We start from the raw sequence: 22,491 nt of genomic DNA, 5'->3' as shown, positions 1-22,491 counted from the left end.
CAACTGGCCTGCGACAGTCACTGATTCTGCAAGTGCGTTGTTGCTATCGCCTGGGACAACTGAACCAACTGATGTGTATTGGTGAAAATCACCAGTTGCCGTCAAAAGTTAAATCATGACAGCCGCCGATTTGAATGGTGTTTTTACCATTTGTACCGTATACAGTCATATTTGAGCGCTTGCTCGCTAATTTAAGGCTGAAAGATAAATATTTCATATGTTGATTTGATAGTGTTTCTTCAATTGTCATAGCACTTCTATTAATACCGTCAGAGCATAAGCTCCAAGACATAGCGTGAGAATGTGGGCTAATACACATCAAGGTTAAAGTTGACATAGTGAGCGAATGTTTATCTAGCATGCTTATTATATTTATGATGGATTGAATACGAGTGTAAGGTAAGGCGTAACTGTGCAAGCAATATCTATATAAATACATATTGGTAATATCGAAAACACATGGACATTATCGGTTTGGGGTAATAATATCCTCGACCGCCAAAACGAGCAGTATGACATTTGGTGTAACCGACGCCTCTATTGATATTTTTAGAGTTTTGAGCATAGCTTAGAGATTTAATTTCCAAGTTATGATTGTATTATTGCGATGTTGACTGGCAGCTTGTTAAGATCAATTTAAATGATAAGGCTTTGTTTTTTTTTATTGAATACTTTCTATTTTAAAAGGGGGGGCTATGGCGTATTTGGTATCAAATCTGGATAGTACTAAGCTGTATTTAAAAGCATTTCACTGTATAGGCCGGCTGCATCAGTCAGTTGATAGCTGTGTAGATCATCCAGAGATATCAAGAATGCATGCGATTATTGAATGGCTTGATGAAAAGTGGTGGATTCGAGATGTCAGTAAGAATGGCGTATGGATAAATGATCTCAAGATTAACTCTAAGCAACCACAGCAATTGCAACTCAATGATACAGTCTGTTTAGCGAATGTTTCCGGCGCGACGTTTAAGGTCGCAAATTTAAGCAGCCCACAGGATATTTTAATTCCATTTTACGATGAAATTGAGCAAACGAATACAGTAGATGAAGAGTTGTTTTTACACCAATATCATCTATTACCGTCACAAGAGTGCCCCGATGTTGTTATTTATTATGATAATGTCGCTAAGCAATGGTGGTGTGAAAACATTGCGGATATGCAAAGTCGGCCGATCAGGGATGGTGAGCAGCTCAACATTGGTAGTACGAGTTGGCAATTGTTGCAAATAGTTAATAGGAGCACCGAAGAGACAGTTGATATAAGTGATGATTCAGGAAAAAACTTGAGTTTTGTTTTTCAAATAAGTCAAGATGAAGAAATGACAGAACTCAAAGTATATTGTGATGAGGAAGTCATTGATTTGGATGTTCGCAGTCACCATTATTTATCAGCTTTACTTGTAAGGTATAAGGCTGATATGGAGAAAAAAGGCATTTTACAAGGATGGGTGTCAATTGAAAGGTTATCGAGAGACCTCGGGATGGGTGAGAATCATGTCAATATCCAAATCCATCGAGCTCGCAAACAATTTGCTGATGCAGTGTCTTGTTTAGGCATAGAAGTACCTTTATTTATCGAAAGAAAAAAAGGGCATGTACGATTTTTTTCAGATAGATTTAAAATATTTAAAGGCAGTAAATTGGAGTTCAGTACTGATAGCCTCAAGCATTTATCATTGTAATATATGAATTGAATTTTTACGGTAAATAATAGAAGTACTTCGATCAGTCATGACTTGTGATGGTTTAACAAGCATAGATAAATAAATGAAGGCTATTACTTTCGCTCATGGGAAAGGTATTTTAAAGGCGGCTAAGAGACTGACTCAGTTGAGTGAGTCTCTTTTTAATTAGATTATAGACTCTTAGCATATTCCTTCACTAAAAAGTCTGTATAAGCAATATCACCACGGTAACGGGATAGGTGTGTGGTGTCTCTGAACATATCAGGTGTGACGGCGCTAATATCTTGATGATTTTTGATTGTAATACCAGTTGCCTGTTCTATTTGCTGAATTGCTTGAGCTAAGCGGTGTTTGCCTGCTGCTGAATACGTAATATAACGACTGTTTTTTGGCAGCATGACCACCTCAACAGTATTTGAAAAACGCTGAAAGTTTTTTACAATGTTAATAAAGCTTGTAATTAAGCGCGGCTCAAAATGCATGTCTTCAATGTCAGTGGTACGAATACGACTGAGACGATCATTTTTCATTTGGGCGTCAGTTTGTGTAACTGCGTAATACTTATCAAATATTTCAAGGGTGTGGGCTGCACGCTCTTCAGGAATAGTGCCAGCGCCTTGCCAGGGGTAATACCACTCTTCACCTTGATAATTAGGATATTCTTTCTTAAATAATGTATTTAATTCACGACCTAACTTGCGACGTTCTAGGGTAACTTTCTCATTATCTTGAAAGACATCTCTTCTATATGGTGGAAATACTTCTCGCGCATAGTAGCTGGTGATCATCTCAGCAGAGACATGATTACGAATATACTTAATGTTGTATAAATGCACCCCACGAGTTAGGTCCTCACGTAATATGCGCCATAGCTCATCATTGTTGGCCAGCATTGTAATGTAGGAGTCAACAGTAAATTGAGCTCGCTCCCATCGAGTAGTTGTAGCTTGAAAGGGGTTAAACTCAATGAGTGCCAGTTTTAATTGCCTATTTTTAGTGACAAATTGTTCAGCAATACGCCTTGAAAGTAAGTCTTGGTAATAGGGGTTTAAGCCGCCAAAGCCAAAATTGAAAGAAGTGATGTTTTTCCCCATATTTTTTAAATCACGGTCAAACTTTCGGGGCGAGAAGCCAGCTCTTACCATAGAGGAGCCATAAAACATAACGAGATCATTTGGCTCGGCAATAATATTTGGAAGGGCTGCTTTTGCCTGTAATACTCGGCCTAAAATTCCTTGTTGATTTGCGCCGTTAGCATCCAGTAATACGCGTACTAACCCCATAGCAGTTACCATAACTAACGTGATAGCTAAGGTGATTCTCATAAAAACACGTCGGCTTTGTACGGGTGTGCCGATGTTTGAGTTATCTTGATCAGAATTGGAAGTAGATAAATTCATTACTCGGTTCTCCTATTAATAAACACAGGGCTTGACCCACAATGATAACAAGCCAAAATAGCCCGTTTTTGTTCTCTAATTTGTTAGCTGATTTAATAACATAGTGGTCCATAACATGAACCAGTAAAACCCATACGGTGGTTAGTGCGAAAATAAGCCATGCATGTGCGCCAAGTTCCGTTGCACTGCCGATGGTGTGCAAATTACCAATAATGGTGACGGCACTGTGCATATCAGATGCTCTAAAAAATACCCAACCAAGTAGAATTAAGTAAAAAGTGACGGCCCATTTTAGCAAACGAGTCGTGAACCGATTACTGTGATTAAAGCGAGTGAATAAAGGTTGACTGGCTAAGTAATGGGTTAAGGTAATAATTGCGCCATGAAATGCGCCCCATGCCACGAAAGTCCACGCTGCTCCATGCCATAAACCACCAAGCAACATGGTGATAAATATATTGCGAGTGCGTTGGTTAAATCGGTTACCACCCAGAGAAATATATAAGTAATCTTTGAGCCAACTTGATAATGAAATATGCCAGCGTCGCCAAAAATCCACAGGCGAAAGGGCAAAGTAAGGCACCCTAAAATTAAGGGGGATGTTAAAACCGAGTAAGATGGCAAGGCCAATTGCCATATCGGTATAGCCTGAGAAGTCACCGTAAATCTGCCCCGCAAAGGCAAGTACTCCGGTCCACATCTCTAGTGTGCTTAAAGATTCCTGGGCAGCAAATGCTTTGTCTGCCGGGATTGCGAGAATGTCAGCCCCAGTTTTTTTAATTAACCCAACAGTGATGAGCAAAAAACCATGCTTTGCTTCGTCCCATTTGGGCAGAGAAATTTTGTGCATTTGTGGCAAGATATGCTTAGCTCTGAGGATTGGACCAGCAACGAGTTGTGGAAAAAACGATAAAGCAGCGATGAACTCAACTAAGCCTTTACGCGGTTTTAAGTCCCCTCGATACACATCAATGGTGTAACTTAAGCTTTGGAAAGTATAGAAAGAAATACCAACAGGGAGCACCCATGACAGTGTTTCCAATTATGCGTTGTAGCCAATACTGGATAAGAGTGCAGCGACAGATTCGATGGCAAAATCAGCATATTTGAAGACCGCTAAAATGCCCAAATTAATGGTCACTGAAAGCATTAGCCAGCGTTTTTTATTTTTTTTGTCAAGCGAATTAGCCATAGCTTGGGCAATGAAGTAGTCGGCAATACCGCTACCAACGAGCAAAGGGATGAAGCTATAATTCCATGCGCCGTAAAAAACTAAACTGCTAATAAGAAGACAATAAAGTTTGGGGGTTTGTTTTAAAAACACAAAGCCATAAAACAAGATGAAAATACAAAAAAACCAGAAAAATAACGGGGTGTTAAAAATCATACAGACCTCCATTTTGTTGCATCTGGTTAAGACTATTTAAGAGGAAATACATACGAGTCTCTTTTTTTAGAGACGAGTCTGCTGAACCCAAGCATAAGTTAGGAAAAGAATTCTCGTCTTTAGATTTAATTGGGTGCTAAGTCAGCTCAGTATTTGAGTGACATACTGGGTATATGCTAGTGGTAAAATAACGTCCCTCGTTATTTGATGGCACCTTGATTAATAAGGTAATCAGTGATCTTTTGATCACGAGACATATTCAATGGGCTTCGGATTTTATTCCCATCGGAGATACCCGTTTTAACGGATAGGTTCACATCGGCACCTTGGCTAACGAGTAAGCGAGTCATTTCAAAAAAACCTCTTCGAGTGGCATTAATTAAAGGCGTTTCGTCGCGTCGTACAACGGCATTGATATCTGCACCGTTATCAATTAAGAGTTGAGCAAGGTGAAGGTTGTTGGTCATCGCTGCATTAATGAGAGGGTTGCCGTCGCCATTTGATGATTGATCCACGTTGGCACCTAAATTAATTAATGCTTGCACCATTGCTTCATTGTTTTGCTTTACGGCAATAATGAGTGCCGTACCATCACCAATCGCAGGAATGTTAATATCAACGCCTTGATTTTGTAGGTGTTGAATTTGTGCAATATCATTGCGCATAACGGCCGCAATTAATTGTTCACCTTCGGTCGGGGGCAGCAATGAATAATGTAAGGCGTTTTGTCGCGTATCACTAATACTCACCTGCGGGACAAATGCTTGTGATACCTTAATGGTTGATGCTGATACAACAAAGCAAACCGCTAAAATACTGATGATGTTAGGCATCTTCATTTTTTTACTTTGAAGTACCGCATTAACACGGTTGTTGAGCTCTTTTTTTTGGCTAAATAATCCCATTGCTAATACGCTCCTGTTTTGGGTTATCATTAATTTTGCGCAATCAATCAGAGATTGTGCATATTGTTTGTTGTTATTGAGTTGCTTTACTGCACGTAAATCACACGCAAGCTCTCGGTCAATGTGAATGCGATTGTTTAATATGCGAATGACAGGACTCCACCAAAAAGCGATGGCGATAAACTCTTGAAGATAGTTAAACCATATATCATTACGTTGAATATGTGCTAGCTCATGTAAAATGATAGGGGTGAGCTGCTCAGTTGATAATTGAGTCACAATGTTTTTAGGGATAATGATTCTTGGCTTGATTAAGCCCACAACCATAGGTGAAGCGGCTTTTTTTGAGCTGTAGAGTTTAACCCGCGTTTTGGGGATTAAGTTACACACGTGAGCATGTTCGATGCCTTGACATGTTTTGAGCAATTGACGCGTGCGTATAAAAGACTGTAATACCGAAACGCAGCGCCATATGCATCCCACTAGCCACACACAGACTAATAACGTTAGTATCGTACTGAATTGAAAGACAATCTCACTGGGCATATGCCACAGTGATTGATGAGTACTTGTTGGCACCGTGACGTCGTAATTACGTAAAAGAGTGATAGGGTTCGTGTCTGCATTTGTGGTTGAGTGTTCATCGATAATTTTGTTGTCAAATAATGAGCTGGTGGACAGTAAAGTAATAGGCACAATGGTGGAAGTAATAAAAGCACTCATTAGTACCCAACTGCGCATTTCTGCGCTAGAGCGTAATACCTTATTTAGTATGAATAAAATGCAGATTAACACGCTACCAATGATAACGTGGTGCAACGCTAACGTGGTTAATAGAGTATATTGCGCTATCATCTGAAAGTCCTTTGATTAGCTGTAAATTGAACGAAAAGCGGACTAATCGTCGGCGCGATCAATGTGTTTTTGTAACTCGGCCAAATCATCTAATTCGATATCAGTTTCCTGTATTAAATGCTGAGCGAGTACTTCAGGCGAGCCGCCAAAAAACTTGTTTAACAAGGATGTGAGAGCACCCTTCCTTGCTTCTTTTTGAGTAATTTTAGGTGTATAGATAAATGCCTTTCCTTCTTTTCGAAAGTCGACATAATCTTTGTCTGCTAAGATTTTACACATGGTTTGTACAGTCGTATAAGCGGTTGCTTTTTCTTCACTGAGTGCCGCAGTGATTTCACGTACTGAGGCTTGCTCTTTGTGCCACAGAATTTCCATGATGCTTTGTTCACTGTCGGTAAGCTGGGTTGATTTTTTGCGGGCCATTTTATTTCCTACTAATTAATTAGTTTTAAGTACTATAGCGATAGCCTAAAAGTTTATCAACTAATTAATTAGTTTTTACTTCTAGAAGAAAAATATGAGAGGAGGGGTGAGGACGTTTTTCACCATGTCTACAATAAATACTCTGTAAAAGAGAGTTAATAGGTGACCGAGGTACAGTAAACTCATACTGTTCTAATCAGTATGAGTTCATGAAAGTGGTGTTTACGCTATTGATCATAAGGTTTCTAAGAAAGCCAAACTTACACCGGCCTTACTTTCTGCGCTTACGGCTCGATGTGGTATTTGAGCGGCTGTTACGGCCTGAAGATTTACCATTGCGGCGAGGCACAGGGTCCGCTTCGAAATTACCGTATTCATCATCGTCATATTTGACAACAGTAGCTTTTTTAGTGGGGGCAAATCCAGGAATAACTTCTTGGCTAAACGCTCGGTTGATCATACGTTCAATTGCGAGTAACTGTTTTTTTTCACTGGTACTCACGAGTGAAATAGCGAGTCCTTTGGTACCGGCACGACCGGTACGGCCAATTCGGTGTACATAATCTTCTGCGATATCAGGGAGATCAAAGTTGATGACACAAGGAAGTTGGTCAATATCAATGCCACGAGAGGCAATATCGGTCGCGACCAGGACTTTAATTTTACCGCTTTTAAACCCCTCTAATGCATGAGTTCGAGCATGTTGTGTTCTATTTGCATGAATAGATGCGGCGGGAATGTTCGCATGTTCTAATTGCGACACTAACTCATCAGCGCCTTTTTTGGTGCGACTAAAAACTAAGACTTGACGCCAGTTATTCGTTTTTATCAGGTGGATCAGTATTTCACTTTTACGTGCTTTATCGACAGGGTGTACTTTTTGCCTAATTGTATCTATGGTGCTATTTACAACATTTACTTCAATGAGTTGGGGGTCATTTAACATGCTACTAGCGAGTGTTTTGATTTCTTGTGAAAAGGTGGCGGAAAACATCAGAGTTTGCCGCTTTTTTGGCAATAAAGAAACAATGTGCGAAATGTCTTCAATGAACCCTAAATCTAACATGCGGTCAGCTTCATCTAATACTAATACTTCGAGTTGTGCAAAATTAATGGCTTTTTGGTTGTATAAATCAATCAAACGGCCAGGTGTGGCAACAAGGATGTCTAACCCAGCTTGAAGTGCAGCAATTTGAGGCTCAATCCTGACCCCACCAAATACCGCTGCAGAACGCAAATTCATGTGACTACTGTAATTCTCGACACTATTGGCGACTTGTGCGGCGAGCTCTCGGGTTGGGGCAATGATCAACGCACGGACATAATTTGCTTGCACTGGGGAGCCATCAAATAAGCGTTGTATTACGGGTAACGTGAATCCAGCGGTTTTACCCGTGCCTGTTTGTGCTACTGCCATAACGTCACTCAAATTAAGTACTGCAGGAATAGCCTTTTGTTGTATTGGTGACGGGGTTGTATAGCCTTGTGCAGAAATAGCTGTGAGCAACTCGGTGCACAAACCTAAAGAGCTAAATGACATAGCGATAAATTCCTTGAACTGAGTAAGGTGTCAGTTGGTTAGTAGAGTAACAATGGATACAAGAAGCAAAGCGGGTGTGGAGCCTCCTCGAAATAAACGTGAGAAGCATACGACCAAGTTACCCTTTTGACATTTTTGTTATGCTAAATGACCTTAAAATTAAGCGTAAATCTTTTGTGCTTTGCACAGAACTTGTGACGAAGTATCAGAGTTATGATAGCGGATCATAACGTGTTCCAACAGCCATTTTTAGTAACTTACAAACTAGCAACACCTGTTTTTGCTTATTGCGTTACGACTGATGAGCAAAGTGCACTTGCATGACTGCTAAAAATGAATGTTCTAGTCTGCAATTAAGTACTCACATCAATATGTCTTCAAAATACAACAAGCGGTCTAAGTAATAAATTATTCAACAATGTACCCGTATCGATCTTTATATTATTTTTATATTTAAATTAATTTGTTTTGTGCATTAATGCTCATTGTGGCTTTGATTTGTTGGGTTATTGACTTTTACTATTTTTTACTTAGGAAAAAAGGATGTGATGGTGAAAAAATTCTTACTTTATTATGTTGAATTTATTAATTAAATAAAAATAGTGTTATTTTTTTGTTTGTTTTGTGTTTATTTTTATTTTTTTATCTGTCAGGATTTTATTGCACCTCATTTAGGGAGCATGTGGATTGTCTCTGAAGTTTGTAGTAGCGATTATTACTATTTGTTCGGAGGGGTGTAATTAACATATATCTAACAATCACAATAAGGATAAATCATGAATAAATGGAAACTTACGCCTATCGCGCTGAGCCTGCTAACAGGTACCGTGTTTTCTGCTCAAGCAGCGGAGTTTTATAGCAATGCTGAAGGAACTAAGGCGATTGAACAGAGTTATATTGTTGTTTATAAAGTGCCACAAGTGGTTATTAACAGTGATAAACAAGCAAAGTCAGAATTTACAGCCAAAGTTACCGATAGACTCAGCGCTGAAATAGGCGTTGAAGTCCAACGCGAATATTCAGCAAGTTTATCTGGGGTGTCAGTTATTGCCAATCCAGACCAATTAGTTAAATTGCTAGCCCACCCTGATGTTGATTTTGTAGAGCAAAATGCGGTTGTTTCTGTACAGCCAATTAAGTCAGATTTTTCGATGTTACAAAATAACCCTGTTTGGGGTTTAGATCGTATTGACCAAAGAGCTTTACCATTAAATAACAAATATGAAGCGCCAAACCAAGGTTCAGGTGTGACCGCATATGTTATCGATACTGGTATATTGAATAGTCACGCTGAATTTGGTGGTCGTGCCAGCAGTGGGTATGACTTCGTTGATAATGATGGCAATGCATCTGATTGTAATGGCCATGGAACGCACGTTGCCGGCACAATCGGTGGCTCCGTTTATGGTGTGGCAAAAAATGTAAATCTAGTTGGCGTTCGAGTGTTGAATTGTCAAGGCTCAGGTACTTATGCAGGTGTTATTGCAGGTATTGATTGGGTTGCTAACAATGCCAATGGACCGTCTGTCGCTAATATGAGTTTGGGCGGTGGTAAATCGCAAGCAGTTAATAACGCTGTAACAAGTGCTGTTAATAAAGGGATTGCATTTGTTGTTGCTGCGGGAAATGAAAACTCTGATGCATGTGGGCGTTCCCCTGCAAGCACACCTGTGGCAATCACGGTTGCATCTTCTACTTCGAGCGACCGTCGTTCAGGGTTCTCAAACTATGGTAAGTGTATTGACGTATTTGGGCCTGGGTCTTCGATAAAATCGGCTTGGATAGGATCAAACAGCGCAACCCGTACAATTAGTGGTACATCAATGGCTGCACCACATGTAGCTGGTGTTGCTGCTTTGCAGTTAGCTAATGACCCTTCATTAAGTCCAGCTCAAATAGACAACGCTTTATCTTCTGGTGCAACGCCAAATGTGATCGGTGACGTAAAAGGTTCACCTAACAAGTTGGTATACGCCAAGCTAGATGGTGAGGATGGCGGCTTGGTTAAAGTTATTAGTGGCGCGAAAAATGAAGATAAAGTATTCACTTATGATGTTCCAGCGGGTACATCACGGTTAAATGTCACTCTATCTGGTGGTACGGGTGATGCAGATTTATATCTTAAGCATGGTATTGCACCTTGGCCACTAGATAACGATTGCGCATCAGAAAATCCAGATACTTCAAACGAATCATGTGTAATTAGTAACCCTAAAGCGGGCACATGGTATATATCCGCATATGGTTACTCTGCGTTTAACAACGTAACTCTTAAAGTAAATCATCAATAAAATTAGTTAATAGTTAAAAAGGAACTGAACATGAAAGTACTATCTTTATTTTTTGCTGCAATAGTGAGTTTGTTTGCATTCAATGCGAGTGCAACGATGGATTTAGCCGCATACTCTAACCGTGCTCAAGTTGATGCGGGTATAGCTGGGCGTTGTGTATATCAACCAATTTCTCAAAGCGAGTGTCACATGAGAATTGATTGGGCTGTCGATAATGGCAAGATTTCTCGTCGCGCCGCTGATTGGGGTAAAGCAAATGGCTTCTATCCAATCATTGACTTTTTTAGCCAAAATATTGCAGCTGTATGTAAGTGTGGTTGTTTTGAGCAAGATACACTTATTCGTGTATTGAAGGATGGTTCAATTCAAGACATTCGTGCAAAAGAGCTAGATAACTCATTTGGCCTTGTTGCGTTATCAGGCGAAGCGACTTTAAACGATTTAGGTACAGACTCGTTTGAAATGAAAACTCGTACTAAGGGTCCTGAGACTCCAGCTTTATATGTATTTACATTTGAAGATGGCAACGAGCTAAAAGTAACTCAGCACCACGGTATGTTGTTAGGTGACGGTACTATGATTTCTGCAAAAAATGTTAAAGCTGGTCAAACTATGCTAAATGCACAGGGAACTGAGCTTGAAGTAACATCAATCACTCGTGAGTTCACCAAGCATGATGTTTACAACTTTGAGACAAATGGCGACGCTAAAGCAAGCCACATCATTGTTGCAAATGGCATGTTTGTAGGTGACCTTACTTGGCAGAATCAGCTTCACGCTGACCTTGGTAAAGTAATTATTCGTAAGTAACCTTCTAAAGGTAAAGGGAACACAGGTTTCCTTTACCTTCCGTTACATTTATCTGGAGGTTTAGGATGGGTACAAAAAGGATTATTCTATCGGCAGCATCGATTTCAGTGTTCGTTGGAGCCGTATTTTATTATATGGGCGATGTTGAGCATAGTGAACTAAGTAAAAAAAATGATAATGCAGTACAATCTTTAATAACAACAAATACAGCCAAGCTTGAGCAGATTGGCGCAAAAATTAGCGACAAAATCGATTCTGAAAAGCCTTTACCAAAAAGTGGTGAAGTTAATACAAAAGAGCGTATGTTAATTGCTTTTGAACGTATGCAAATGTCTGTTGGAAAATTTAATTCATCTGCTTTTATGAAAGCTGAATTACAAGAGCTGTTAAAAGATTCTAATACCGTCGACATTGCAAAAAATACCCTGCTGAATTTAGAAAGCGCGAAGCAGAACTTTGGTGAAGAGCAAGCTTTAGCCCGAGTCTATTCAATCAAACTGCTTGAAGAATTGGCAAATCAGGGCGAACCGTATCAGCTATATGATACCACGGTTAAGCTGGCTGAAGTACTTGACCAGCAAGCCTTAGATAATCAAGAATTTCTGAAACGCCAAGATTTAGACTTAGAAGAGCTGGTGCATGCTTCGATTAATACGTTTGAAGAAGCACAGGTACTTGACCATCCTGAAACAGTGATGACTGAGCTCGGCTATAGTGATGAGCAGCATGATCGGGTAAGGAAGATATATGCAAATATTTTTGGCTCAGTTTTTCTAAGAAACTCCAGTATTGATGAGTCTATCGCACGCGTACAAGCATTATTTAACAAACAAGGATCTAGTAATGGTTAAGTTATCAATAGTGAGTGCATTGATGTTCGGCACTTCTTCACTGCCAGCTCTTTCATTTTCTCATCCAACTAAAGTATTCAGTGATGAGTATGTAACGCAAACAGTTGACTGGATATCGCAAGAGGGTATTCAGTGCGGTCAAAATACGCATGCCATGTGCGATACTACCCATGTTGAGTTCAATGATGGCGCACATGATCCAGCGCGCGTTGATAGCCGTCAAACGGTATTAGTCTTGGACTCGGGCATGGACTTGGCAAGTGTTTTAAGGTATCGCAGTCGGATCAAGGCACATTATAGTTATGATGTGTCATCACAGACATTTGTTGAGAGTAACCCAAGTGTTGCTATATCCAAGTTGGGCAAGAAGTTATTGACTGAGTTAGATCAATTTCAATATACAGATTTCAATACTCAACAGCAGAAGCCTGGTTTTTTGGCTTCAGCATGGTTAAGAGATTTAGCGCTCGCATATGGTGCTGCAGCGCCTGCGGATACAGCTGATCATGTGACTGGAGTGACACATTTTAGTCATGGCTCTAAAGTGCTTGGTTATTTGGCTCAGCATAACCCTAGAGCGGAATTTGTATTAATTGATACAGCGAGCTTTTTACCGCTGTTGCAACATACATCACTGGTGTGTGATAAAGATCATGATGCGCTTTCATCTTATATGCAAACTGCTGCAAGCTCGTTACGAACAGACGTGATAGATGAGCATGGTGTTGAGTATGTCAATTATTCTGGCGGTTTTACACGTTCACACGTACAACAAGCGTGGCAGCAAAATGAGTGTTCCGGTAGTTTGTCAGACTCTCGTGCGAAAAAATTGTTGGAGTCTTTGAAGCCGGTTTATCAAACTTTGTTTGAGTCACCCAAGACACTGGGAATTCAATCAGGAAAAAGGGACACGAGCAGTAATGCTGACGCATTAGATGTTATCGAATATGTGAATAGAATTCGAGTTCAGCCTTACACAACCGAAACCTTCGATACTAATGTTTCTGTGTATGGCGACTCTGGTTGGCAACACGTGTTCGATAAATTTAAAAGTGAATTCGATGGTAATCAAAGCATAGATATGTACGTCAACTTTGGTTATGGTCGTGTTAATTTTTTTCAACGTAATCAAACGCCTAAAATGACTTCTGATATGTTTGGCATGCAGTATGCTCCCGACTGGGCTTTATTATCTTCGTCTTGGGCAGCGCCAGTTGTTACTTCACATGCAATCAATACACAGAGTAAAGTTTATGAGGTCAATCCTCATGCAGTATTTTCACCTAGTTTGTTGAAAAATCAATTGATTTCATACAATTGCTATAACTATGGTGGTTATTACTCTTGGAGTTTGTACCAATTTATTCGAAACGGTTCGAATAAATGCAGAATTCAAGATCCCCTTAAGCATCGCTCAGATGAACTAAACCGACTGGGATATTTAGCTCAGTAACAATAAATAACAATTGTTATATTTTATTGTGTCAGGTGTTAATATATATTATTCGTAGCTGATCATATTCAGTTACGAATAATTCATGACAATTTGTCTATCACTGAGTGAACTTAATGTGGAAGGAGTCCTATGATAAAGTTACAACTTAGAACAGCTGTAATCGCCCTCGGTGCAGCCTCAAGTATTTTCCTTTTTGGGTGCGGTTCTTCATCTGATAATGAGCTCCCACAGCCCCCTGTAGCAGAGCTGCCGGATCCAGTAGTACCACCAACAGATCCAGTAGTACCACCAACAGATCCAGTAGTGCCACCAACAGATCCTGTCGTACCGCCACCAGAGCCACCTCCGGAACCGATAGATCCGATGGTTTCTTTACAGGCACTTAAAACTCAAAGTGAAGGTTATATTTCAGATAAAAAACAATGGTTTAGTGATGAGGCGGTTGATTGTAGAGTAGGTATCACTGAACAACATGAACTGTGTACGGTTGAAAGCATATCTTTTTCTAATGGCAGCTTTGATGAAGTGAGAACGGATAATAAGCAAACGATTATGGTATTGGATGCAGGGATGGAGTTTCAAGCCATTTTACGCTATCGCAGTAGAATTAAAGCCTACCTTAAGTATGATGTGCAAAACAAGGCGTTTATTGAAAGCAATCCTAGTATTAAAGTGACTAAAGTGGGTCAACAGTTGATGTCACAACTAGATACCTTTACTTTTGAGGACCCTAATCAAAATGGTGCGATGGTTCCGGGCTTTATACCTGCTAAATGGTTAGAGGAGCTTGCGAAGGTTTATACAGAAAAAGTACCTAGTGACATCTTTGATCCCGATACCAATATGATATATGCGACACATGGCACTATGGTGCTAGGGTATTTGGCGGAGCATATTCCTAAAGCGGAATTTGTGTTAGTTGACACTGCGAGCTTTTTACCGTTTTTGCAGCACAGTGATTTAATGTGCAATAAAGATAGCAATGCATTGCTGTCGTATATGCAAAGTGCAGCGGATTCTCTTAAAGCAAACGCGATTGATAAATATGGCGTTGATTTTGTAAACTTCTCAGGCGGTTACACACAAGATCACGTAACGAGTGCTTTTAATAATAAGTGTGGAGGTACGTTGCAAAGTAGTGAAGCAACCTCCTTATTATTGGCGGTTAAACCTGTATACGATGTGATGTTTAGCTCAACGGATGTGCTGGGTATTCAAGCCGGAATAAGAGGAGTTGATGAAGTGAGTAGCGTGTTAGATACGGTCGCTTATGATAACCGTGTCAGAGTTGCTTCTTACACGACAGTTGACCAAGACTCCCCATTGGACAATGATGGAAAAGTTCAGTGGCGGGACGTTTTTAATAACTTTAAACAACACTTTGGTGGGCATGAGCATATAGACTTGTATATAAATTTTGGAATTAAAGGGTTTAACTCTAATGTGACCAATAGCACACCCAAAATGATATCTGATGTTTTTGGTATGCGTTATGCGTCAGAGTGGGAACTTCACTCCTCTTGGGCTGCGCCGGTAGCGACCTCTTATGCTGTGTATCAACAGAGTAAACTCATATCAGAAGATGAGCAGTGGCAATTTCAGCCGAGTGATATTATTCGGAATATGATCCCACTAGCATGTATGAAAAAAGATGATGATGTGGCGGATGTTTTGAACTTTATTCGAGATAACGGGGCATGTCGTATCCAAGATCCACTCAAATTTAAAGGAGATGAGTTAAACCGTCTTGGGTTCTTCTCTCTCCCTCAATAACTTTTAAGTCGAGAGGCTTTGGTGTAAAGCTCTCGACTTCGTTGTTTGATTCTTACTACAAAAAGTGTCGTTCTAACTTAGCGGCTACAAGCCGCTTTGTATTGACTAAAATCACACTGATTAACATACCAATCACAATCCACCACATTGGTGTTTGACCATGTTGGCTGAATGGGGAAATACCGCTAATGAGTTTAACATCTACTTTTAACACATCATCGGTAAATTGTGGCAGAGAGGTTTGAATTTTTGATATTGGGTCAAATACACCGGTAATTCCATTATTGGTGACGCGTATTAATGGGCGTTGTAGTTCTAGTGCGCGCATTCTCGCAATCTGCATATGCTGATGGGGTCCGTGGGAGTCGCCAAACCATGCATCATTACTGACAGTGAATAGTAAATCAGACTCTTCTGTAAAATTGTCTCGCACTAATTCACTAAACGCGATTTCATAGCAAATAGCCGGTAGGATATTCAGCCCATTAGCAATAAGGTTTGTTTGTACGCGTTCACCACGGTTAAAGGATGACATTGCCAAATTAAATAAAGGGGCTAACGGTCGCAATAGCTCTTCAAAAGGAACAAACTCTCCGATAGGCAGTAATTGGTGTTTTTGATATCGGTTTGGGTGCAGATATTGGTAATGCCCAGTTTGATCATCGTTATTCTTTTTACCCAATACTATAAGGGTGTTGTATACGGTTTTAGTGTTAAATTGATAGTCAGGAATACCCGTAATAACCGCGGTATTATTAAAAGCAGCAGCTTTGTCTAGCCCTTCTAAAAAAGGATATGCGATGTCTTCTATTTCAGGAATCGCAGCTTCAGGCCAAACTACTAAATCAGTGTTTTGCCAATGAACACGCGTCATATCGCGATACTTTGACATAGTCGGCCAAAATTGTTCAGGCTCCCAACGCAGACTTTGCTGAATATTACCTTGTACTAACAGCGTTGTAATGGTTTTGTGATTATACGAAGGTGATTGTACAAAGTGGCTAAGCAAAAATAGCAAGGAAACGGCGATTACAGTATAGGTAGATAATAAATATTGCCGAGCAGTGACAAGCGCATATAAACAAGCGCCGAGCAATACGCACATTAGCGTCAAGCCCACTTCGCCAATAAGGGGGGCAAGGCGATTAAACGGGCTGTCTGTTAATGTGTAGCCAAAGCTGAGCCATGGAAAACCAGTTAGTAGCTTGCCCCTAAAAAATTCGAAAATAGCAAAACCACTAATGAGTAAAAATACGCGTTGCCATGGTGCTCGGCTAAACTTATGTGCACTTAAAAACGCAAGTGTTGGAAACAATGCTAAATATCCACACAATAATGCCATAAGTAATAGTGAAACTGGCAAGGGTAGCCCACCAAACTGTGAAATAGAGACATGCACCCAGCTTATCCCAGCGGTAAACCAACCAAAGCTAAAAATAAAACCATATTTAGCTACTAGCTTGGTATCTTTTACATCAGTGCAATAACAGGCAATAGCGATGGCGACAAAAACGAGAGGCCAGAGGTTAAATGGCGCATAAGCAAAGGTCAGCGAGAGGCCTGCAAAGAATGCAAGCCATGCGCGTAAATCTTTAGAAAGGGTAACGAGTTTATTCAGTTTCTTGTTCAACATGCTCGGTCTTGGGTACGCTGACCTGTAGTTGAATAATACGACGATTATCAGAATTAGTGACTTTAAATTGCAAGCCGTCTATATCAATTGTTTCACCCCTACTTGGCATATGGCCAAAAGCATGGAGAATAATCCCGCCAATCGTATCAGCTTCTTGAGTATCATAGCCCGTTTTGAAGAACTCATTAAATTCATCAAGGGGTGTTAGCGCTTGCACCATATATACATGCTTTGATAATTGACGAATATCTTGTTGTTCTTCATCATCATCATGCTCATCTTCGATTTCGCCAACAATAATTTCAAGAATATCTTCGATGGTAACTAAGCCTGACACGCCACCGTATTCATCAATAACGATGGCCATATGATAGCGCTTTTGACGGAACTCATTGAGTAATGTGTCAACGCGTTTACTCTCGGGTACGACAATCGCTGGGCGCAAATATTCTCGAATACCAGGTAAAGCTGCATCTTTATTTAAGATCAGTGGTAATAAATCTTTAGCCAGCAATATGCCTTCTACATGATCTTTGTCTTCACAGATCACAGGAAAGCGTGAATGCGATGATTCAACCATACTAGGTAATTGCTGCTCTAACGACTCATCTACATCGAGCGTGATCATTTGTGAGCGCGGGATCATGATATCGCGAACTTTTAGTTCTGAGACACCTAATACACCTTCCATCATATCTTTTGTTTCAGGATCGATTAAATCACGTTCCTGAGCATCAGCTATGACTTCTACCAACTCTTCTTTGTTTTGGGGTTCCCCTTGCAGCATCTGAGTGATGCGTCCCAACCAGGTTTTGCTGGAAGAACCCTGGCTACTATGCGAGTTATCGTCGCTCATTACTATGTCTTACTCCGTAGTTTAAATATCATCGCGATAGGGGTCTGAAATCCCTATCTCGGCAAGAAATTCTTTTTCAAGGCTTTCCATTTCTATCGCGTCTTGTTCATTTATATGGTCAAACCCTAATAAATGCAAGCACCCGTGGATCACCATGTGTGCAAAATGTTCGTGGAAAGGCTTTTCTTGTTCAATAGATTCTCGCTTAACCACTTGAGGGCAAATAATTAAATCGCCAATAAGTGGTAATTCTATACCAGGAGGAGCTTCAAAAGGAAACGATAATACATTCGTTGGTTTATCTTTACCTCGGTATTGGCTATTGAGCTCTTGGCTTTGTGTTTCGTCAGCGATTAAAATGGTTAACTCTGGTTTTTCATGATAAGGCAGTAGTGCCTTACTCGCCCAAAGTTCAAATTGCTCGTGAGAGGGTAAATTCTCGAACTCACAGGCAATTTGTAAATCTAATTCAATGCTCATAGTAACTCTTAGTTCGACTTTGCTGCGTCATGACGCGCTAATTCTTTTGCGGCTTTTTCTTTACGCTCAGCTTCTTCTTTTTTCTCATAAGCTTCGACAATACGAGCGACCACAGGGTGCCTAACAACATCGTGGGATTTGAAAAAGTTAAATGATATTTCGTCAACATCCCCCAATACGTCGATTGCATGGCGTAGTCCTGAACGCGCACCTCTGGGTAAATCTATTTGCGTAATATCACCGGTGATGACGGCTTTTGAATTAAAGCCAATGCGGGTTAAGAACATTTTCATTTGCTCTGCAGTGGTATTTTGACTCTCATCTAAAATAATAAAGGCATCGTTTAGAGTTCGACCACGCATATAGGCTAAAGGTGCAACTTCAATGACATTTTTTTCAATTAAGCGTTCGACCTTTTCAAAACCGAGCATTTCAAACAAGGCATCGTAAAGAGGGCGTAGATATGGGTCTATTTTTTGCGTTAAATCGCCAGGCAAAAAGCCGAGTTTTTCACCTGCTTCAACCGCAGGGCGTGTTAATAAGATACGACGAATTTCTTGGCGTTCTAAGGCATCAACGGCTGCGGCCACAGCCAAATAGGTTTTACCGGTACCGGCAGGACCAACACCAAAGCAAATGTCATGCATCAAGATGTTTGCAACGTATTGGCTCTGATTTTGGTTGCGAGGCTTAATAACACCACGGCGGGTTTTTATGTAAACTTCTTTATCCCATACGTTTGGTGTATCTTGCTCTAAACACTTTGACTCAGTAATTGCTAAATGCACATTATCGGGTTCAATCTCTTTGATTTCGCCTCGTATAGGTGCGGTATCAACATAAAGGGTCTTTAAAATATCCATTGCAGCTTTAACTTGTACAGCTTGGCCTGTGACTTTGAACCAATTGTCACGGTGAGTAACTTCTACACCGATACGGCGTTCAATTTGTTTTACATTCTCGTCGAAAGGTCCGCACAAAGAAGACAGGCGTGCGTTGTCAGATGGCTCTAGATAAAACTCAATATTTTTTGTTGGACTACTCAAAATTGATTCCTGTAATAATTACGCCAGCATATGCTGGCGTAATTTAAATTAGCGTTATGGTGTAAAAGTCGCTACACCTAGCTCATCGGCTTCTGGTTCAGCAGGTGCGCGATTTAAAATTGATGATGGCGCTATCTCTTTACGCAAATTCATTTCTGCTTCGGTACGAATTAAATCACCACGTAATGAGTTTGGCAATGCTTCTGTAATACGTACATCGACAAACTGACCGATCACAGAATGAGGGCCTTCAAAGTTAACTACGCGATTATTTTCAGTACGACCACGTAATTCCATCGGGTTTTTCTTTGATGGGCCTTCAACTAAAATACGTTGCTCAGTATCAAACATTTTACGGCTAATGTCTTGTGACATTTGGTTGATACGGTTTTGTAAAATGTAAAGACGTTCTTTTTTCTCTTGCTCTGTGACATCATCAGGCAAGTCAGCTGCAGGCGTGCCGGGGCGTGCTGAGTAGATAAAGCTGAAGCTCATATCGAAGCCAATGCTGTTGATTAGGTTCATTGTTGCTTCAAAGTCTGCGGTAGATTCCCCAGGGAAGCCAATGATGAAGTCAGACGACATACTCAAGTTAGGGCGCACTTTACGTAATTTACGAATTGTTGATTTGTACTCGAGTGCAGTATGACCACGTTTCATTAAGTTCAATACACGGTCTGAACCGCTTTGTACGGGCAAGTGTAAGTGATCAACTAGCTCTGGTACGTCTTCGTATGCGTCGATAATGTCAGGGGTAAACTCAACAGGATGAGATGTGGTATAGCGAATACGGTCAATACCATCAATGGCCGCCACATAACGCAGAAGATCTGAGAAATAACAGATTTCACCATCATGTGTTTCACCACGGTAAGCATTTACGTTTTGCCCAAGTAGGTTTACCTCACGTACGTTTTGCTCTGCTAATTGGGCAACTTCAAGTAAGACGTCATCTAACGGACGGCTGACTTCTTCACCACGTGTGTATGGTACAACACAGAAAGTACAATATTTAGAACAGCCTTCCATAATCGAAACAAATGCAGAAGGGCCCTCAGCTTTAGGCTCAGGTAAACGGTCAAACTTCTCGATTTCAGGAAAAGAAATATCGACCACTGACCCTTGCTTGTTTTGAACTTGTTTGATCATTTCAGGTAAACGATGCAATGTTTGCGGACCGAAAACGATATCAACAAAGGGTGCGCGCTTACGAATTGTATCGCCTTCTTGTGAGGCAACACAGCCACCAACGCCGATAACCAAATCAGGGTTATCGTCTTTTAGTAGCTTCCAACGACCCAGCTGATGAAATACCTTCTCTTGTGCCTTTTCACGAATTGAACAGGTATTGAGTAAGATGACATCCGCTTGCTCTGCTTCTTCGGTATATTGATAGCCATTAGTGGCATCTAGCAGATCTGCCATTTTCTGGGAGTCATATTCATTCATCTGACAACCCCAGGTTTTAATATGCAATTTTTTACTCATTGAAATATTGCCTCGTATTCAATTCGGACTTCAGCACATAGCGCGCAATTTGACGTTTGCAAAGCGATCAGTGTTTCGTAACCACAAAGCTTAAAGGACGCGTATTTTATATGACCTAGCGTAACTAGCCAAGTATAGTTTTTAACTTTAGAAACTGGGATCAAACATAAGCGTATTTCCAGCATTACAAACGGACAAAACTGCATAAGTTACGATACAATTTAAAGGCACTCATTTGATTAAGGCAAAAGGCATGAAAAACAAGGTGGTGATCGTTGGTGGCGGCATGGTTGGCGCTGCTGCAGCGGTAAAACTAGCAATGCAAGGTGCAGATGTGACTGTTTTAGAACATCAGCCCATAACTCCTGAAAATGTGCTTAGTAGCGATAAGGTTGATATTCGCATCTCTGCCATTAATCGTTTCTCAGAAGCGTTACTCGATGAACTCGGTGCCATGCAGGTATTGCGTGAGAGTAGGATTGCGCCTTATCAACAACTTGAAGCATATGAACAATCCTCAAATCGACTCCTATTTGATTGTGCGGATATGGCAGAGAGCCACTTAGGTCACTTAATTGAAAATAGTTTAGTACAAGCCAGTTTATGGCATCAATTCGAAAAGTGGGGTATTCGCGTCGAGCAAGTAACCAGTCAGCCAATAGAGATTGAGTATGGTGTAGAGGATGTGGTTTTGCATTATGCTGATAAGAGTTACGCAGCTGACCTTTTAATTGCGGCTGATGGCGGGCGCTCTCAAGTACGTCAATTAGCCGATATAGGGACTACGGGTTGGCAGTATCAACAAAGTTGTCTGGGAATATTAATAAAGTTAGATGCTGAGCAACAAATAAAAACCTGGCAACAATTCAAGCCATCAGGCCCCATTGCGTTTTTACCTATGCAAGCACCTTATGCAAATTTAATATGGTATCAAGACAGTGATACATTGGCGACACTATCAAAGATGAACAACACGCAACTTAAAGCGCAAATTGAAGCGTATTTCTTTGAGTTACCGGGTGACTTCAGTGTCTGTGAAAAAGCGGTGTTTCCGCTTACTCGCCAACATGCTAATAGTTACAGTAAAGGGCGAGTGGTGCTAATTGGTGATGCAGCGCATACAATTAATCCATTGGCAGGGCAGGGAGTTAACTTAGGGTTTAAAGATGTTGCCGCGTTAGCTGATTGTTTGGCGGATCAGCCTGATTTAGGTGCGTTTACTTTATTAAAAGCTTATGAAAAAGTACGACGAAAAGATAATTTAGCAATGATGAGCATGATGGATGCCTGTTACTTTGGCTTTTCTAATGAGATAGCGCCTTTGAAATTATTGCGAAACAGCGCTTTAAAACTGGCAAATAATGCTGGGCCTTTGAAGAAACAAGTATTGAGGCACGCAATGGGTGGTGTTTTTTAACGTTGCTTTCGTAAAAATATGTCGAATGAATCAATAACGGGCTTTGGTCCGTTTTTTTATTGAGCAAGGAATAAGAGTACTAGGTAAGCAAACTGTGTCGGTAAAAAGCAAATAAAGATTACAAGACTGAATGTGTAAGGAAGTGAAAAATATTAATATTTTTGGAAGAATTTAATTTGCAGAAATATAAAA

General features: G+C 40.5%; 19 protein-coding genes. 7 read left to right on the top strand and 12 right to left on the bottom strand.

Annotation, left to right across the window (positions count from 1 at the left end; translation table 11 throughout):
- Positions 1–88: 88 nt before the first annotated feature.
- Entirely contained in the window at positions 89–250 is a 162-nt protein-coding gene (locus tag J8L97_RS19275) for a hypothetical protein (protein WP_211052198.1), read from the bottom strand.
- Positions 251–695: 445 nt separating this feature from the next.
- Between J8L97_RS19275 and J8L97_RS19270 the strand changes: the two genes are divergently transcribed.
- Positions 696–1,685 (top strand): FHA domain-containing protein, encoded by a 990-nt coding sequence (locus tag J8L97_RS19270; protein WP_210995559.1) that lies wholly within the window; start codon positions 696–698, stop codon positions 1,683–1,685.
- A 173-nt stretch (positions 1,686–1,858) separates the two neighbouring features.
- Here the strand turns inward: J8L97_RS19270 and J8L97_RS19265 are convergent, their stop codons facing one another.
- The 6 genes from J8L97_RS19265 to J8L97_RS19245 all read right to left on the bottom strand — a co-directional run bounded on the left by J8L97_RS19265 (position 1,859) and on the right by J8L97_RS19245 (position 8,198).
- Positions 1,859–3,088 carry a hypothetical protein gene (locus J8L97_RS19265; RefSeq protein WP_211052197.1) on the bottom strand — a complete coding sequence of 410 codons (1,230 nt, stop codon included), beginning with the start codon at positions 3,086–3,088 and terminating at the stop codon, positions 1,859–1,861.
- Entirely contained in the window at positions 3,063–4,130 is a 1,068-nt protein-coding gene (locus J8L97_RS19260) for an MBOAT family protein (protein ID WP_247688743.1), read from the bottom strand. The genes J8L97_RS19265 and J8L97_RS19260 overlap by 26 nt, the downstream gene beginning before the upstream one ends.
- The gene (locus tag J8L97_RS23620; RefSeq protein ID WP_247688742.1) at positions 4,131–4,475 is read right to left on the bottom strand and encodes a hypothetical protein; all 345 of its coding nucleotides are present in this window, start codon (positions 4,473–4,475) and stop codon (positions 4,131–4,133) included. It abuts the gene before it with no gap.
- A gap of 200 nt (positions 4,476–4,675) precedes the next feature.
- Complete coding sequence (locus tag J8L97_RS19255) at positions 4,676–6,235, bottom strand: M56 family metallopeptidase (RefSeq protein ID WP_211052196.1); 1,560 nt, start codon at positions 6,233–6,235, stop codon at positions 4,676–4,678.
- A 42-nt stretch (positions 6,236–6,277) separates the two neighbouring features.
- Positions 6,278–6,658 (bottom strand): BlaI/MecI/CopY family transcriptional regulator, encoded by a 381-nt coding sequence (locus J8L97_RS19250; RefSeq protein ID WP_210995563.1) that lies wholly within the window; start codon positions 6,656–6,658, stop codon positions 6,278–6,280.
- 271 nt (positions 6,659–6,929) lie between these two features.
- Entirely contained in the window at positions 6,930–8,198 is a 1,269-nt protein-coding gene (locus J8L97_RS19245) for a DEAD/DEAH box helicase (protein WP_210995564.1), read from the bottom strand.
- 776 nt (positions 8,199–8,974) lie between these two features.
- Between J8L97_RS19245 and J8L97_RS19240 the strand changes: the two genes are divergently transcribed.
- The 5 genes from J8L97_RS19240 (at position 8,975) to J8L97_RS19220 (ending at position 15,379) form a co-directional block, all read left to right on the top strand.
- Complete coding sequence (locus tag J8L97_RS19240) at positions 8,975–10,489, top strand: S8 family peptidase (RefSeq protein ID WP_211052195.1); 1,515 nt, start codon at positions 8,975–8,977, stop codon at positions 10,487–10,489.
- Between the two features lie 30 nt (positions 10,490–10,519).
- Positions 10,520–11,299 (top strand): Hint domain-containing protein, encoded by a 780-nt coding sequence (locus J8L97_RS19235; protein ID WP_210995566.1) that lies wholly within the window; start codon positions 10,520–10,522, stop codon positions 11,297–11,299.
- A gap of 65 nt (positions 11,300–11,364) precedes the next feature.
- Positions 11,365–12,150 (top strand): hypothetical protein, encoded by a 786-nt coding sequence (locus J8L97_RS19230; RefSeq protein ID WP_210995567.1) that lies wholly within the window; start codon positions 11,365–11,367, stop codon positions 12,148–12,150.
- Entirely contained in the window at positions 12,143–13,603 is a 1,461-nt protein-coding gene (locus J8L97_RS19225; protein ID WP_211052194.1) for a hypothetical protein, read from the top strand. Before J8L97_RS19230 ends, J8L97_RS19225 begins: the two co-directional genes overlap by 8 nt.
- A 132-nt stretch (positions 13,604–13,735) precedes the next feature.
- Positions 13,736–15,379 carry a hypothetical protein gene (locus J8L97_RS19220; protein ID WP_211052193.1) on the top strand — a complete coding sequence of 548 codons (1,644 nt, stop codon included), beginning with the start codon at positions 13,736–13,738 and terminating at the stop codon, positions 15,377–15,379.
- Between the two features lie 55 nt (positions 15,380–15,434).
- Here the strand turns inward: J8L97_RS19220 and lnt are convergent, their stop codons facing one another.
- Genes lnt through miaB form a run of 5 tightly spaced genes read right to left on the bottom strand, consistent with a single transcriptional unit; the run spans position 15,435 to position 20,882 of the window.
- Entirely contained in the window at positions 15,435–17,012 is a 1,578-nt protein-coding gene (gene lnt / locus J8L97_RS19215) for an apolipoprotein N-acyltransferase (RefSeq protein WP_211052191.1), read from the bottom strand.
- Positions 16,990–17,868 (bottom strand): CNNM family magnesium/cobalt transport protein CorC, encoded by an 879-nt coding sequence (corC, locus tag J8L97_RS19210; RefSeq protein WP_192508215.1) that lies wholly within the window; start codon positions 17,866–17,868, stop codon positions 16,990–16,992. Before corC ends, lnt begins: the two co-directional genes overlap by 23 nt.
- A 21-nt stretch (positions 17,869–17,889) precedes the next feature.
- Complete coding sequence (gene ybeY / locus J8L97_RS19205; RefSeq protein WP_210995572.1) at positions 17,890–18,348, bottom strand: rRNA maturation RNase YbeY; 459 nt, start codon at positions 18,346–18,348, stop codon at positions 17,890–17,892.
- A gap of 8 nt (positions 18,349–18,356) precedes the next feature.
- On the bottom strand, positions 18,357–19,394 hold the full coding sequence (locus tag J8L97_RS19200) for a PhoH family protein (RefSeq protein WP_211052189.1): 1,038 nt from the start codon (positions 19,392–19,394) through the stop codon (positions 18,357–18,359).
- A 54-nt stretch (positions 19,395–19,448) separates the two neighbouring features.
- Positions 19,449–20,882 carry a tRNA (N6-isopentenyl adenosine(37)-C2)-methylthiotransferase MiaB gene (gene miaB / locus J8L97_RS19195; RefSeq protein ID WP_010361694.1) on the bottom strand — a complete coding sequence of 478 codons (1,434 nt, stop codon included), beginning with the start codon at positions 20,880–20,882 and terminating at the stop codon, positions 19,449–19,451.
- A 253-nt stretch (positions 20,883–21,135) separates the two neighbouring features.
- On the opposite strand from miaB, the gene J8L97_RS19190 reads away from it, so the two are divergent.
- The gene (locus tag J8L97_RS19190; RefSeq protein ID WP_211052187.1) at positions 21,136–22,299 is read left to right on the top strand and encodes an FAD-dependent oxidoreductase; all 1,164 of its coding nucleotides are present in this window, start codon (positions 21,136–21,138) and stop codon (positions 22,297–22,299) included.
- Positions 22,300–22,491 lie beyond the last annotated feature (192 nt).

The sequence above is a fragment of the Pseudoalteromonas sp. MMG012 genome (genome assembly GCF_018100875.1).
GTDB classification, from domain to species: Bacteria; Pseudomonadota; Gammaproteobacteria; order Enterobacterales; family Alteromonadaceae; genus Pseudoalteromonas; species Pseudoalteromonas aurantia.
Note: the sequence above shows the minus strand (reverse complement) of the source record. Positions and strands in the feature narration are given on the sequence as shown.